This window comes from Kitasatospora sp. NEAU-69, assembly GCF_057158765.1.
Map to the genome: position 1 here is coordinate 95,674 of NZ_JBWXUE010000023.1, position 13,606 is coordinate 109,279.

14 protein-coding genes are annotated in these 13,606 nt (G+C 72.3%); 7 read left to right on the forward strand and 7 right to left on the reverse strand.

What is annotated here, in order from left to right:
- Positions 1-6 precede the first annotated feature (6 nt).
- Positions 7-1,194 carry a sulfotransferase family protein gene (locus AC060L_RS25485; RefSeq protein ID WP_483801237.1) on the forward strand — a complete coding sequence of 396 codons (1,188 nt, stop codon included), beginning with the start codon at positions 7-9 and terminating at the stop codon, positions 1,192-1,194.
- A gap of 32 nt (positions 1,195-1,226) precedes the next feature.
- On the opposite strand, the gene AC060L_RS25490 is transcribed toward AC060L_RS25485, so the two are convergent.
- Positions 1,227-2,120: an alpha/beta fold hydrolase gene (locus AC060L_RS25490; protein WP_483801238.1), complete on the reverse strand. Its 894-nt coding sequence runs from the start codon at positions 2,118-2,120 to the stop codon at positions 1,227-1,229.
- A gap of 124 nt (positions 2,121-2,244) precedes the next feature.
- Between AC060L_RS25490 and AC060L_RS25495 the strand changes: the two genes are divergently transcribed.
- From AC060L_RS25495 to AC060L_RS25505, 3 genes are all read left to right on the forward strand, one after another.
- Positions 2,245-2,682 carry a MarR family winged helix-turn-helix transcriptional regulator gene (locus AC060L_RS25495; RefSeq protein WP_483801280.1) on the forward strand — a complete coding sequence of 146 codons (438 nt, stop codon included), beginning with the start codon at positions 2,245-2,247 and terminating at the stop codon, positions 2,680-2,682.
- A 132-nt stretch (positions 2,683-2,814) separates the two neighbouring features.
- The gene (locus tag AC060L_RS25500) at positions 2,815-3,213 is read left to right on the forward strand and encodes a YciI family protein (RefSeq protein ID WP_483801239.1); all 399 of its coding nucleotides are present in this window, start codon (positions 2,815-2,817) and stop codon (positions 3,211-3,213) included.
- 56 nt (positions 3,214-3,269) lie between these two features.
- A complete protein-coding gene (locus AC060L_RS25505) occupies positions 3,270-4,541 on the forward strand; it encodes an RNA polymerase sigma factor (protein WP_483801240.1) in 1,272 nt (423 codons plus the stop codon).
- Positions 4,542-4,558: 17 nt separating this feature from the next.
- Here AC060L_RS25505 and AC060L_RS25510 read toward each other — a convergent pair whose 3' ends face one another.
- On the reverse strand, positions 4,559-5,038 hold the full coding sequence (locus AC060L_RS25510) for a MarR family winged helix-turn-helix transcriptional regulator (protein ID WP_483801241.1): 480 nt from the start codon (positions 5,036-5,038) through the stop codon (positions 4,559-4,561).
- 34 nt (positions 5,039-5,072) lie between these two features.
- Positions 5,073-6,545, reverse strand: a complete 1,473-nt coding sequence (locus tag AC060L_RS25515) for an MFS transporter (RefSeq protein ID WP_483801242.1) — start codon at positions 6,543-6,545, stop codon at positions 5,073-5,075.
- Positions 6,546-6,693: 148 nt separating this feature from the next.
- Between AC060L_RS25515 and AC060L_RS25520 the strand changes: the two genes are divergently transcribed.
- Complete coding sequence (locus tag AC060L_RS25520) at positions 6,694-7,713, forward strand: alpha/beta hydrolase (RefSeq protein WP_483801243.1); 1,020 nt, start codon at positions 6,694-6,696, stop codon at positions 7,711-7,713.
- 27 nt (positions 7,714-7,740) lie between these two features.
- On the opposite strand, the gene AC060L_RS25525 is transcribed toward AC060L_RS25520, so the two are convergent.
- A complete protein-coding gene (locus tag AC060L_RS25525; RefSeq protein ID WP_483801281.1) occupies positions 7,741-8,295 on the reverse strand; it encodes a GNAT family N-acetyltransferase in 555 nt (184 codons plus the stop codon).
- A gap of 206 nt (positions 8,296-8,501) precedes the next feature.
- On the opposite strand from AC060L_RS25525, the gene AC060L_RS25530 reads away from it, so the two are divergent.
- The gene (locus tag AC060L_RS25530; RefSeq protein ID WP_483801244.1) at positions 8,502-9,137 is read left to right on the forward strand and encodes a GNAT family N-acetyltransferase; all 636 of its coding nucleotides are present in this window, start codon (positions 8,502-8,504) and stop codon (positions 9,135-9,137) included.
- Between the two features lie 12 nt (positions 9,138-9,149).
- Here the strand turns inward: AC060L_RS25530 and AC060L_RS25535 are convergent, their stop codons facing one another.
- The 3 genes from AC060L_RS25535 to AC060L_RS25545 form a co-directional block, all read right to left on the reverse strand.
- Positions 9,150-9,647 (reverse strand): DinB family protein, encoded by a 498-nt coding sequence (locus tag AC060L_RS25535; RefSeq protein WP_483801245.1) that lies wholly within the window; start codon positions 9,645-9,647, stop codon positions 9,150-9,152.
- A 71-nt stretch (positions 9,648-9,718) separates the two neighbouring features.
- The gene (locus AC060L_RS25540; protein ID WP_483801246.1) at positions 9,719-10,972 is read right to left on the reverse strand and encodes a recombinase family protein; all 1,254 of its coding nucleotides are present in this window, start codon (positions 10,970-10,972) and stop codon (positions 9,719-9,721) included.
- Between the two features lie 452 nt (positions 10,973-11,424).
- The gene (locus tag AC060L_RS25545) at positions 11,425-12,222 is read right to left on the reverse strand and encodes a helical backbone metal receptor (protein WP_483801247.1); all 798 of its coding nucleotides are present in this window, start codon (positions 12,220-12,222) and stop codon (positions 11,425-11,427) included.
- 256 nt (positions 12,223-12,478) lie between these two features.
- Here AC060L_RS25545 and ku point away from each other — a divergent pair, with 256 nt between their 5' ends.
- Positions 12,479-13,603, forward strand: a complete 1,125-nt coding sequence (ku, locus tag AC060L_RS25550) for a non-homologous end joining protein Ku (RefSeq protein ID WP_483801248.1) — start codon at positions 12,479-12,481, stop codon at positions 13,601-13,603.
- Positions 13,604-13,606: the final 3 nt, after the last annotated feature.

Genomic DNA, 13,606 nt, shown 5'->3' on the forward strand with positions numbered 1-13,606 from the left:
GCTTCCGTGTCCGCCACCCCTCTCGCGCTCACCGTCGCCAATCTGCTGCTTCGGCCGCGCTTCGGCTCCCGCCGCAGCCCGGACCAGGCCTTCGACCGGCTGGTCGCCACGACCGGGGAGGCGGACGGGGACGGACTCTTCGTCGACGACTTCCGGTTCCTGCTGCGCCACTGGGCGGGTGACGAGCGACTCACGCCGGTCGGCTGGCTGTCCGCGCAGAACCACGTGCGCCGGCACCTCGCCAACCGGGTCCGGATCCGGCGGCTGATCGCCGAGAACCCGGCGATCGGCCAGGAGCCCGTCGAGCGGCCGGTCTTCGTGGTGGGCCTGCCCCGGACGGCGACCACGCTCACCCACGGCGTGCTCTCCCTCTCGCGCGAGCACCGATGTCCGCTGCTCTGGGAGTTGCTCACCCCCGACCTGGACGGCCCGCCTGAGCAGCGGCAGCGGGCGATCGCCGAAGCACGGCGGATGGTCGGCGACATCAACCGGTTCGCCCCGCGCTTCCATGACATCCACCCGCTCGTCGCGGACGGGCCCGAGGAGTGCACATTCGCGCTTCCGCACACCGTGATGCCGCTGTCCCAGGCGTCCATACCGGCGTACCAGGCCCGGCACTACCAGCGGGACTTCGTCCCCGACTACCGCCACCTCAAGCAGGTCTTCCAGGTGCTCCAGTACGGCCGCCCCCGCCGCCGCTGGGTGCTGAAGTCGCCGATGCACACCGAGAACCTGGATGCGCTCCGGACGGTCTTCCCCGATGCCACGATCGTCTGGACGCACCGCGATCCGGTCGCCGTCGTGGCGTCGTTCTGCAGCTTGGTCGAGCACGGCATGGCGATCACCCGGCACCCCCTCGACCTGCCCGGCATCGGCGCCACCTGGCTCGAACTGCTGAGCCGTTCGATGGCGCGGGGCCTCGCCGCCCGAGCCGCGATACCCGGAGAGGCGCTGGTGGACGTCCCGTACGCGTGGCTCGGCTCGGACCCGGCCGCCGGCGCGCCGAAGCTCTACCAGGCGATCGGCGCCCGGTGGACCGACGGTGACGCCGCCCGGCTCCCGGAGGTCGCCGCCCGGCCCAAGGGCAGCCGCGCGCACAGCTACGAGCTGTCGCGGTACGGCCTGACCCGGGCCGCGGTCGAGGCGGCCTTCGCGGACTACAACGCCTTGCGGGCCGAGGTGGACCCGGCCTGACGGCCGGTGGGCCCGATGTGTGGGGTCACGCGTCAGGCCTTGGGCAACTCGTCGAGGAAGGCCTCCAGGAGCCGGGTGAAGGCTTCCGGCTGTTCCATCGTCGTGTAGTGGCCGACGCCGTCGAGCAGCGTGGTGCGGCCGTTCGGGACGGCGGCGATGACCGCGTCGGCCGTCGCGAGCAGCCCCGCCACGTCGAGGGCGCCGTTGATCGCCAGCACCGGGACGGTGATCCCGGCCGCGCGGGTCGCGATGTCGGCCACCGGGATGCGCAGGTCCGGCTCGTCCGGGCTGTGCTTCATCAGCGTGCGCAGCGCCATCTCCTTGACCTGGCGGACGATCTCGGGGTCGATCTCGGCGATGTCGCGGTGCGGGCCCGGGATCCACTGCGCGAAGCCGTCCAGGTAGCCGGGGATGTCGCCGGACATCAGGGCGCTCATCTGTCGCTCGGCGACGGCGGTGGACCACGGGTCGCTCAGGTCGGGCTCGCCGATCCCGCGGCCGCTGATGACCACGGCCCGGACCAGCTCGGGGTGTTCGATCGCGGTGTCTACCGCGATCATCCCGCCCATCGAGACACCGACCAGTACCGCGGGACGGCCGAGGTCGAGGTGGTGCAGCAGTGCGGCGAGGTCGTCGGCGTTGCGGAACGGCTTGCTCGCGTTGGCGGAGAAGCCGTGTCCGCGGGCGTCCGGGGTGATGACCCGGTAGCGCTCGGCGAGTGCGGGGCGCAGGTTGTCGAACTGGGTGTGGTCGACGAAGACGCTGTGCAGCAGAACCAGCGGCTGCCCGTCGCGCGGGCCGGTGTCGCGGTAGGCGAGCGGGCCGTCCGAGGACTCGAAGGTCTCGAATGCGGGCAGGTCGGCGGAAGCGGCGGCGGAAGCGGCGATGGAGGACGAACCGGGGGTGGAGATCGAAGCATCAGTCATGACAACCAAGGTGCCATGTCTTCGCGACAATGACAACCCGGTTGTCACATGCCATCATGGTGGGGTGACTGGAACCGACCCCGCCGACCGCCGTCTTTCCCCCGATGAGCTCCCGGAGCGACTGATGGAGGTCTTCGCGCTCGTCGGGCCGCTCTACCGGCGTGTTCAGCGCAAGATCGAGCAGGACGCCACGCAGGGCCTCTCGGTCGGCGTGCGCGCCGTCCTGGACCTGCTGAACGAGCACGGGCCGATGACCGTCCCCCAGATGGGCCGCGCCCAGTCGCTGAGCCGCCAGTTCGTGCAGCGGATGGTCAACGACGCCGCCGCGCGGAACCTGGTCGTGAGCATTCCGAACCCCGCCCACCAGCGCTCCTCGCTGATCCGGCTGACCAACGAGGGCCTGGCGGCGATCACCGCCGTGACCGGGCGCGAGCACGCGCTGCTGCGCGAGGTCGGCGGCGACCTCACCGACGCGGACGTCGCCGCGTGCGTCCGGGTGCTCGGCCGGATGCTGGAGCTGTTCGACGATGTGGACACCTCGACCGGCGCGCCGCCCTGCTGAGAACGCCCTGCTGAGAAATGTGGGGTCGGCCCGCTGAGAATGTGGGTCGGGCGATGTCGAAATCGCCGCGCGTGCTTCTACCTATCGGTGAGAGCGCCCGGTCGGGGCGCGGAGGTCTGGAGGAGACGGGCCATGAAGTACATGCTGTTGATGCAGTTCAGCGAGGCGACGGCGGATTTCCCGGGGATCGGGACGTGGACCGCCGAGGAGCTCAAGGCGCACATCGCGTTCATGATGGAGACCAACAGGAAGCTCACCGAATCCGGGGAACTGGTCGACGCCCAGGGGCTGGCGATGCCGGAGACGGCCAAGATCGTCCGCGCCCGGAGCGGAGTGCCCGTCGTCACCGAAGGTCCCTACCCCGAGACCAAGGAGTTCCTGGCCGGCTACTGGATCGTCGACTGCGACGGGCCCGAGCGGGCGGTGGAGATCGCCGCGGCGGTCTCGGCCGCGCCCGGTCCCGGTGGCGCGCCGCTCGGCATGCCGATCGAGGTGCGCCAGGTGATGTCGGCGCCGCCCGTGGAGCTGTGAGCGCGCAGTGCTGTGAACCTGCGGTGCGGTGAGCACTGGGCGAGGCGGGCTTGAGCGTGGGTGCGAGTGCGAGTGCGAGTGCGAATGGGAGCGTCGAGGACCTGCTGCGCGAACTGGCGCCGCAGGTCGTCGGCGTGCTCACGCGGCGGTTCGGTGACTTCGACACCGCCGAGGACGCCGTTCAGGAGGCGCTGCTCGCCGCGGTGACCCAGTGGCGGGACGAGGGGCTGCCGCGCAATCCGCGCGGCTGGCTGATCCAGGTCGCGAGCCGCCGCATGATCGAGCAGGTGCGCAGCGAGCAGGCCCGCCGCCGCCGGGAGGAGCTCGCGGCCGGTCTGGCCGCGTCGGACCGGTTGCCGGCGTCGGCGGCGGACGCGGCGGAGGCCGCGGACCGCGACGACACGCTGACCGTGCTGCTCATGTGCTGCCATCCGGCGCTGTCGCCGGCGTCCGCGATCGCGCTGACTCTGCGGTCGGTGGGCGGGCTGACGACGAGCGAGATCGCGCGGGCCTTCCTGGTGCCCGAGGCGACCATGGCGCAGCGGATCAGCCGGGCCAAGCAGCGGATCAAGAGCTCCGGCGTCCCCTTCGAGCTGCCCGGTCCGGATGACCGGGCGGCTCGGCTCGGTGCGGCGCTGCACGTCCTCTATCTGATCTTCACGGAGGGATCCACCAGCAGCAGCGGCCCGGAACTGCAGCGCATCGAGCTCTCGAAGGAGGCGATCCGGCTGGCCAGGGCCGTGCACGGCCTGCTGCCCGAGGACAGCGAGGTCACCGGGCTGCTCGCGCTGATGCTGCTGACCGACGCCCGGAGCCCGGCGCGCACCGGTCCGGGCGGCGAGCTGATCCCGCTGGCCGAGCAGGACCGGCGGCTCTGGGACGGTGAGGCGATCGCCGAGGGGGTCGCGCTGATCACCGCGGCGTTGCCCGAGGGGCCGGTCGGCCCGTACCAGGTGCAGGCGGCGGTGGCCGCCGTGCATGACGAGGCGGCGACGGTCGAGGAGACCGACTGGCCCCAGATCCTCGCGCTGTACGGAGTGCTGGAGGGGTTGTCCCCCTCGCCGGTGGTGTCGCTCAATCGCGCCGTCGCGGCCGCGATGGTGCACGGCCCGGCGGTGGGTCTCGACCTGATCGGCGCCCTGGAGTCGGACCGACGGCTGGCGGGGCATCACCACCTGTACGCCGCCAGGGCCCATCTGCTGGAGATGGCCGGCGACCGGCAGGCCGCGATCGAGGACTACCGCGCAGCCGCGAACCGCACGAGCAGCCTGCCGGAACGGCACTACCTCACGATCCGGGCGGCCAGGCTCGCCGCGCCGTCCGGCTAGGCGCGGGGTCGGGGTGGTCAGGCGTCCGGGGACTGCAGCTTGGTCATGATCCGGTCGAGGGCGGCCAGCTCCTCGGGGTCCAGGTCGAGCAGCGAGCGCGGTGGCCGGTTCAGGATGCGTTCGGCCTGCTCGGCAGCGGCGGCGCCGGCCGGGGTGAGCGTGACGATCTTGGAGCGACGGTCCTCGGGGTGGACGGTGCGTTCCACGTAGCCGCGCCGTTCCAGCTCGTCGACGACCAGCGTGGTGTAGGGCTTGTCGGTGGAGAGGACCGCGGTCAGCTCACGCATGGTCAGCGGGCCGGCGAGCAGGCGGCGCAGCGCCCTGGCACGGAAGAAGCTCACACCGAGCGTGTCGGCGACCTCCTTGCGGCGGTCCTCGTGCCGCAGCACGAGGTAGGACATGGCAGCCCAGACCCGGCCGGCCGTACCGTCGCCCACGGTCTCGCTCGCGGTGGCGTGTTCGCTGTGCTCCGTGCTGTCCGCTGTGCCGTCGGTCATGCCCTGTCCGCTCTCCTCGTCCGCCCCTGGCGGTCTACCCCTGGGCGAGCCGCGCCGCCGCACGCTCGGCGGTCCGCCCGGCCCAACGGCCGGTGGTGAGGACGCCGAGCAGCAGCACGGCGACGCCGCACACCGTACCGACCCACCAGCCTACGTGGCTGGCCTGCGGGAACCCGGAGCGCAGTGGCCCGTGCACGGCGGAGGTGACCAGGGACCCGATCACCGCGACGCCGAGTGACTGGCCGACCTGACGGCTGGTGGAGGCGACGGCGGCGGCCACCCCGGCCTGGGCACGCGGCATGCCGGAGACGGCGGTGTTGGTGATCGGTGCGTTCAGCATGCCGAAGCCGAGACCGAGCAGCAGGTAGGCGGCGATCAGGTGCCACAACGGGGTGTGTGCGCTCAGGCCGGTCATCAGCCAGGTGCTCGCCGCCATCGTGGACCCCGCGAGGATCAGTGGCAGCCGTGGGCCCGCGCCGGCGACCAGGCGGCCGGACAGCGGTGAGCAGAGCACGGTCAGCCCGGCCATCGGCAGGGTCACCAGGCCCGCGTGCAGGGCGGAGTAGCCCAGCACGTCCTGGAGGTACAGCGTGTTGAGGAAGAGGAAGCCGCTGAGCGAGGCGAACCCGCAGACCGCGATCACGGTCGCCCCGGCGAACGGCACGCTGCGGAACAGGCGGGGATCGAGCAGCGGTTGTGCGCGGTGCAGCTCGTAGGGCACCAGGCAGAGCAGCGTCAGCACCGCGACCGCGCCGCAGCCCAGGGTCTGCGCGGAGGTCCACCCGGCGGCCGGCGCCTCGATCAGGCCGTACGTGAGGCTGACGAGGAGCACGATGACCAGCAGCTGGCCGACCGGATCCAGCGGGCGCGGCCGCTCGGCGCGGGACTCGGGGACGAACAGCGCGCAGAGCACGAGCGCGGCCAGGCCCACCGGAATGTTGATCCAGAAGATCGCCCGCCAGCCGACCGCGCCGACCAGCATGCCGCCGAGCAGCGGACCGAGGGCCATGCTGACGCCGATCACCGCGCCCCAGACGCCGATCGCCCGGGCCCGTTCGCGGGGCTCGGTGAAGGTGTTGGTGATGATCGACATCGCGACCGGGTTGAGCATCGAGCCGCCGACCGCCTGGAGTGCCCGCGCGCCGACCAGCCAGCCCAGGTTCGGCGCGAGTGAGCAGAGCAGCGAACCCAGTGCGAACAGGACCAGTCCGGTCTGGAAGGTGCGCCGGCGGCCGATCCGGTCGCCGGTCGATCCCGAGAGCATCAGCAGCCCGGCCAGCACGACCGTGTAGGCGGCGATGATCCACTGCAGCCCGGCGACCGAGGCGTGCAGGTCACGCTGCATGGCCGGGAGGGCGACGTTCACGATCGTGTTGTCCAGCCCGACGATGAACAGGCTCATGCAGCAGATCGCGAGCACCAGCATCCGCCCACGGTGGTCGAGTTGGTGCGGGCCGGCGCCTCGCCGCGTGGCGGCGAGGGCGGCAGAGCTTCTAGTTATTGCCATACAACTATTATAGGCACACAACTAATCTGGCGGCTGGGGGTGAGCTGGTGTGTGCGGCCGGCCCGGGGGTGTTCCGCGCGGCGTGGTCGGACTGGCAGGCTGTCCCGGTCGGGGTGTCACCGGGCATCCCTCGACCTGGGGGATCTTCATGGGTGGCGACGGCAAGCGGTTGGAGCGTGGTGCTGCGTCTGTGCCTCGGCAGGCGCCGCCCTTCGATCCGGAGCTTCTCGCCGTACTGGCGGCCATGGACGTGGCGGCGACGGAACCGCTCACCCCCGAGGGCCTTGCGGGCAGGCAGGAGCGGGACGCCATGGCCCGGCCGAGGCCGACGGTCCGGGAGCTCCGGGCGGACGGTCTGTTCGAGGTGGCGGAGCTGGCTGCGCCGATGGGTCAAGGCAGTGGGGAGGTCAGGCTGGTCAGCGCACGGCCCGCCGGGATCACCGGGCCGCTGCCGCTGCTGTACTACATGCACGGCGGCGGAATGATCATGGGCAACGCCTGGTCCGTCCTGCCAGGGGTGCTTCGGGAATGGGGGCGCCCGCTGGGGCTCGCCGTCATCTCCGTCGAGTACCGCCTGGCGCCGCAGACGCAGTACCCCGGGCCGGTGGAGGACTGTTACGCCGGACTTGTCTGGGCGGCGGATCACGCGGCCCGACTGGGCGTTGATCCGGACCGCGTCATCCTGGGCGGCAAGAGTGCAGGCGCCGGCCTCACGGCAGCACTCGCCCTGCTGGCCCGTGACCGTGGCGGGCCGGTGCCGATCGGCCAGCTGCTCCTGAGTCCGATGCTGGATGACCGCAACGACACCTTCTCCAGTCACCAGATGGCCGGCCGCGACACCTGGGACCGAACCTCCAACGCGACCGCGTGGCAGGCGCTGCTGGGCGAGCGCTGCGGCGCCGCCGACCTGCCGCCGTACGCGGCGCCCGCCCGCGCCACGGAACTGTCCGGGCTGCCCCCGGCCTACGTCGAGGTCGGGTCGGCCGAGACCTTCAGGGACGAGGCCGTGGCCTACGCGAATGCGATCTGGCAGGCGGGCGGCGAGGCCGAACTGCACGTCTGGCCCGGCGCCTTCCATGGCTTCGACACCCTCGCGCCGCAGGCCGTGCTCAGCCAGGACGCCCGCGCCGCCCGGTCTCGCTGGATGCGGCGGATCGTCGGGCGGTGAGCCGGGCAGCCCCCCGGGCCGGGCAGCTCACCAGAGGTCGCCGTCGCGCCAGTCGCAGGTGAGTTCGGCGCTGAGGTCCAGCGGGCAGCCGGGGAGCGGGAGGACGTGGATCGCGCCGTCGTCCTCGGGGGTGCGGACGATACCGCTGGGCGTCAGGGCCGAACAGGGACCGCGCCAGTGGCGCCAGCCGCGCGCGGCGTAGAAGCCGGTGGCCGTTTCGAAAGCGGCGAGTGCACCGAGGTCGTACGCACGGGTGATGGCCTGCTCCAGCGCGCCGAGGAGTGTGGCGCCGTGCCCGCGCCCGCGCCGGTCGGCGCGGACCACCACCCCCTCGACGTAGCCCGCGCGCAGCGCGCGCCCGCCGTGCAGCACCCGGCGCTGCACCAGCGCTGCGTGCCCGATCAGCGCGCCGTCCTGGTGGATCAGGGCGTGCAGTCCGCCGAGGGCGTGGTCCCAGTCGTGCTCGTTGTACTGCTCGGCGAAGACCTCCGCGAGCAGCGCCCGGGCCTCGGCCCGGGTGGCGGGGGAGAGGTCGGCGGTGTGGGCGACGCGGAGGGTGGCTCGGGTGGTCACGATGGTCATGGTGGCAGCGGCGGAGCCGGACGGGGGCTGCCGGCTCACCCGAACTGTCCTCCGGGTGCCCTGGTGCCTTGGTGTCATGGTGCCTTGGCGTCTTGGGGGCCCGGTCGTAAAGCAGGTGCCATGGACCTCCTGGCGATGTAATGTCTGCTAATCGCTAATGACTATTACCTGGTCGATGGTGGGCCACAACTCCGGGAGGGCTTGGGATGGTTGCGGAGACGGTCAGGACCTGGGTGGCGGGCTGGGCACTGTCCCGGGGCACGCCCCCGCCGGTGGCGAAGCCCTGGGGGTTCTACATCGAGGTGGCCGACAATCCCGATGAAGTGGGGCGCCATGTCCTGCCCGAGACCGAGGAGTTGCTGGTCCGCAGCGCCGCCGCCTCGGTGTCCGTGCCACGGACCTGGATGAAGATGCCTGCGGAACCGGAGGAGGTCGAACCCTGGCTGCCCCCTGGGTGGGTGGTGGCCTGGGAGGAGACCGGACACCTGATGGCCGTTGACCTCGTGGCCGCGCACCAGGCCGCGCCCGACGGGTACACCGCGACCGTGGAGACCATCGGAGCCGTCACCACCGTCCGAGTGCTGGATGCGGCGGGTGGCCAGGCGGCCAAGGGGCAGATGGCGGCCCTCGGGGAAGCCGTGGTCGTGGACCGGGTGATGACCGGCGAGGCCCACCGGCGGCGCGGGCTGGGCGGCTTCGTGATGCGGACGCTCGCCGACCATGCTCTGCAGGAGGGTGCGGTTCTCGGCGTTCTCGGCGCAACGGACGCCGGGCGCGCGCTGTACGAGACGCTGGGCTGGAAGAAGCACGCGACGCTGGCGGAGTGCATCTACCGACCCTGAACGGCTCTCCCGTCAGCTGACGACCAACCGCTGTCTGCCGTCGATGAGTTCGCGCACGGCGTCCAAGTGGCCGGCGTGGGTGGCGGTCTCGGTGATCACGTGCAGGATGACCTCGCGCAGGTTGTCGTAGTGCCAGTTGCCGAAGAAGTCCGGCCACCAGGCCGGGGCCGCGTCCAGGTCGGCGCCCGCCAGGAAGGCGTCCGCGAGCTCGCCCTCCCGGCGGTAGAGGGCGAAGATCTCCTTGGCCGTCTTCTCCGGGGCGGGCTGCCACGCGTTCTCCCCGGACCCGAGGATCTGCTCGATCGCCGCCTGCTCCCCTGCGGCGACCGCGCGGAACCAGAACTTCTCGTCGTCCAGGGCGAGATGGTGCACCAGCCCGAGGCAGGTCCAGCCGGACGGCAGCACCGGGCGCCGGAGCGCCGCCTCGTCGAGGCCCTCCAGGATGTCCAGGACGTGCTTGCGCTTGCTGTTCAGGACGCCGAGAAGCGTGGTCAGTTCAGTGTCAGCCATGGGCCGGACCGTATCCGGCGCCACTGACACCCTTGTCTGCGGCCTTCGGCTCAAGCTGGGTGAATGATCAGTCAGCGCTGTGGTGGTAGTGGTTGACGGGGGACCAGTTCGATCCGGCCCGGATCGAAGACGCTGCGGCTGGTGCTGGACGGGCCGATTCGGATGGCTGCGAAGAGGTGCTGGAAGACGGCGGTCTGGCGGGCGATGGTCAGGCGCGGCCAGCCGAAGCGGGCGGCGGGGCCGGTCGGGACGCCGGCCAGGGCGCTGGCGAGGGGCGGGGAGTCGAAGGCTTCGAGCAGGTTGATGGCGTGTTCGGTCACGTGCGCCTCCAAGGAGGTGGCGCCTACGTGGCGTGAGCAGTGGTCGGAGTCGAGGCTGCTGTTCGAGGTGCAGGCGTAGGTCGGGTAGGTGCCGACCATGGAGCCGACCATGGCGCGCTCGCAGCGGGTGCAGCGGACCAGTGAGGTCAGCGGGTAGGCGCGGCGGGGACGACGGGTGGCGGCCTGGTCGCGGGCGCGTTGTTGGCGTAGCTTCTGCGCCGCGTCCCAGTCGGTGGTGCTCACGCAGGCGGGCCAGGCGGCGGGCACGAAGTCGCCGTCCAGGGGACGCAGGCCGGCGTAGCGCGGCGCCTCCAGTAGGCGGCCGACCCCGCCGACCGTCCACTTGCGGCCGTAGGCGGTCGGCACGTCACGGCTGTTCAGGTCGAGGGCGAGTGAGCGGAGTGACTCCCCGGCCAGGTAGCGGGCGAAGAGCTCGCGGATCACGTCCGCTTCCTGCTCGACGAGTTCGGTCATGCCTGGGGTGTAGCCGAAGCGGCGCAGGCCGCCCCCGTGGGCGCGGCCGGCGGCTGCGGCCTCGCGGTGGGCGTGGCGGCTGCGGTCGGAGATCTCCCTGGCGGTCCGGCAGGCCCGCTCGGTGGCCTGACGGAGGGTGGCACGGACGGAGGGGTCGTTGAGGTCGCTGGGGTGCCCGTAGAGGTGCAGGTGGTGTTCGGTGGCGAGGGTGAGGAGTTCGTCGAAGGCGCAGGGGTGCCGTTCGAGCTGCTCGGCGTGGTGCAGGAAGAGGTGCCCGAACTCGCCGGCGCGCAGCGCGGTGAGCAGCTGCTCCCAGCCGGGGCGGGTGCCGGGCGCGGCGGTGGCGCCGGACCAGGCGGCGGTGCGGGCGTCGGTGAAGACGTGGTGGGCGGCGAGCGAGAGGCCCAACTCGGCGACCTGGCGGCGGGCGAGGCCCTCCTGCTGGTCAGGGGTGGCGCCGTCGGCCGGGGACGGCCAGCAGTAGACCGCGGCCCGGTGCTCGTGCCGGCTGCGGGGGGAGGGGAGGGGCACGATCGGTCCTCGGCTCGGGGCGTGACATCGCCCAGGGACGGTGCCCGACCTGTCGGACCGCGCTGATCGGGCCGTGCCGATCGTGCCGGGGCACGGCGCGGCGAGGCATGGCGGGGCCGCCGGTTGGCCCGTCAGACCAGGGCAACTTAAGGAAGGCTAGCCTAGCCTCATTAGATGAGAAAGGGAGCTGCCTGTTACAGGAGGTGTCCGCGGGCCGGCCGGGGGAGTGCTGGAAGAGGACTGCTCGGAGCGGGTTCTGAGTGATCGCCATGGCACGAGGGTGCCGGATCCGCTGTGGTTCGTCCTCGACCCGTGGGTGGACATCCGGGTGGAGAGGCGGTCTCCATCCGGGGGTTGAGCGGCGGCTCGGAGCGCTGCACCGGTCGTCGGATCGGCCGACTTCCGGCGCTGGGCCGGCTGTTCCGGGTCCGCGTGTGGTGGCGGGGCGCGGCTCAGTCCGTGGTCAGTTGGGCGGCGAGGATGGCCGGGGCCTCGGTGAGGGACGGGCCGTACCAGGTCAGGTGGCGGCCGCTGACCAGGGCGGCGGGGTGGGCTGGGAAGGCCTCGGGGCCGTCGGTGGGGGTGAAGCGGTACGGCTCGTCGGGGAGGACGACCAGGTCCGGGGCGGCGGCGAGCAGCGTGGGCAGGGGGATGGCGGGGTAGCGGTCGGGATGGTCGGCGTACTGGTTGCGCACGCCGAGGCGGAGCAGGAGGTCGCCGGCGAAGGTGTCGTGGCCGAGGACCATCCACGGGCGCCGCCAGATCGGGACCACGGCGGTGCGGGTGGCGGTTGGGGTGGGGAGCGCCTGCCAGGCGGCCTCGGCCGCGTCGAGCCAGGGTGGGCGCGGCAGGCCGCAGGCGCCGGTGAGCAGCCGGTCCAGGGAGCGGAACGCCTGGTCGAGCGTGCGGATTTCGGTGACGTAGACCGGCACGCCGGCCGAGCGCAGCGCGTCGAGGTCGGCCGCGCGGTTCTCCTCCTCGTTCGCGATCACCAGGTCAGGCCGGAGCTCGGCGATGCGCGTGGTGTCGGGGTTCTTGGTGCCGCCGATCCGGGTGACCGCGAGGTCGGCCGGGTGGGTGCACCAGTCGGTCGCGCCGACCAGCAGACCGGGCGCGGTCGCCGCCACCGCCTCGGTGAGCGAGGGCACCAGGGAGACCACGCGCCGCACGGGGGAGGGGAGTTGGAGGAGGTTCCCGAGGTCGTCGCTGATCGAGTGCCTGGTCGAGGGCCGGGTCGGGGTGGCTGACATGCGTTCAGGGTAGGCGGGGCGGGGTGTCGAAGGTGCGCGGGCGGGTGTGCGGGTGCGCGGGTGGGTGGGTGGGTGGGTGGGTGGGTGCGGAGCACCTGGAGCGAGGAGGTCGCCCGGCGCGTCCAGCGCGCGCAGCGGTCGGAGGCCGGCGGGCGGGGACGGTCCGGGTGGACGGGTGTCTGTCGGACGGGCGCGGGTGAATACTGAGAGACCGGGGGAGCCACCAGGCAGGTGCGTGCTGAGGAGGTGCGCGGCGATGGCCAGACCGATCTGGACGGGCACGCTGAGTTTCGGGCTGGTCACCGTGCCGGTGGGCCTGTACTCGGCGACCGAGGACCACTCGGTGCACTTCCGGCAGCTGCAGCGCGGCACCTCGGACCGGGTGCGCAACCAGCGGGTGAACGAGCGCACCGGCGAGGAGGTCGAGTACGGCGACGTCGTCAAGGGTTTCGAGCTCGCCGAGGGCGAGTACGTGGTCCTCGAACCGGCCGAGCTCGACCAGATCTCACCCGGACGGTCCAAGTCGATCGAGATCAGTGGATTCGTCGATCTGAACACCATCGACCCGATCTACTTCGACAAGACGTACTACCTGGGACCGCGCGGCAAGGAGTACGCACGCGTGTACGCGCTGCTGCACCGCGCGCTCGGCGACACCGGCCGTGCGGGCCTGGCGATGTTCGTCATGCGCGGCAAGCAGTACCTGGCGGCGGTGCGGCCGGAGGGCGATGTGCTCGTGCTCCAGACCATGCACTACGCGGACGAGGTGCGTGATCCGCACCGGGAGATCGACAACCTGCCCGAAGGCCCGGCCGAGCCGTCGGCCAAGGAGCTCGCCGCCGCCAGGCAGCTGATCGAGGCGCTCAGCGCGGACTGGGACCCGGAGGAGTACCAGGACACCTACGCCGCCCAGGTGCGGGAGCTGGTGGAGGCGAAGCTGGCGGGCGAGGAGGTGGTCAGCGCGGCGCCGATGCCCGAGACGACGAACGTGGTGGACCTGATGGCCGTGCTGGAGCGAAGCCTGCAGGCAGCGGGTGGCGCCGGCGGTGAGGGCGGTGGTGCGGGCGCCGGCGAGGCGGCGCCGGCGGCGAGCGAGCAGGCGCGCCCGGCGGCACGCGGGCGGAGCGCGGGGAACGGCCGGAAGCGGAAGGCACCGGATGCCGGGACGCCGGATCTCGACGCGCTGACCAAGGCCGAGCTCTACAAGCTGGCCACCGAGCGCGGGATCCCCGGTCGCTCCTCGATGACGCGCGAGGAGCTGGCGCAGGCGCTGCACGCCGCTGAGCAGGGTGAACAGGGCGAGCAGGCCGAGCACGGAGAGGACGGCGCGGCGAAGGAGCAGCCCGGCCGGAAGCGGCGGGCGCTGCGCGCGGTGTCGTGACGT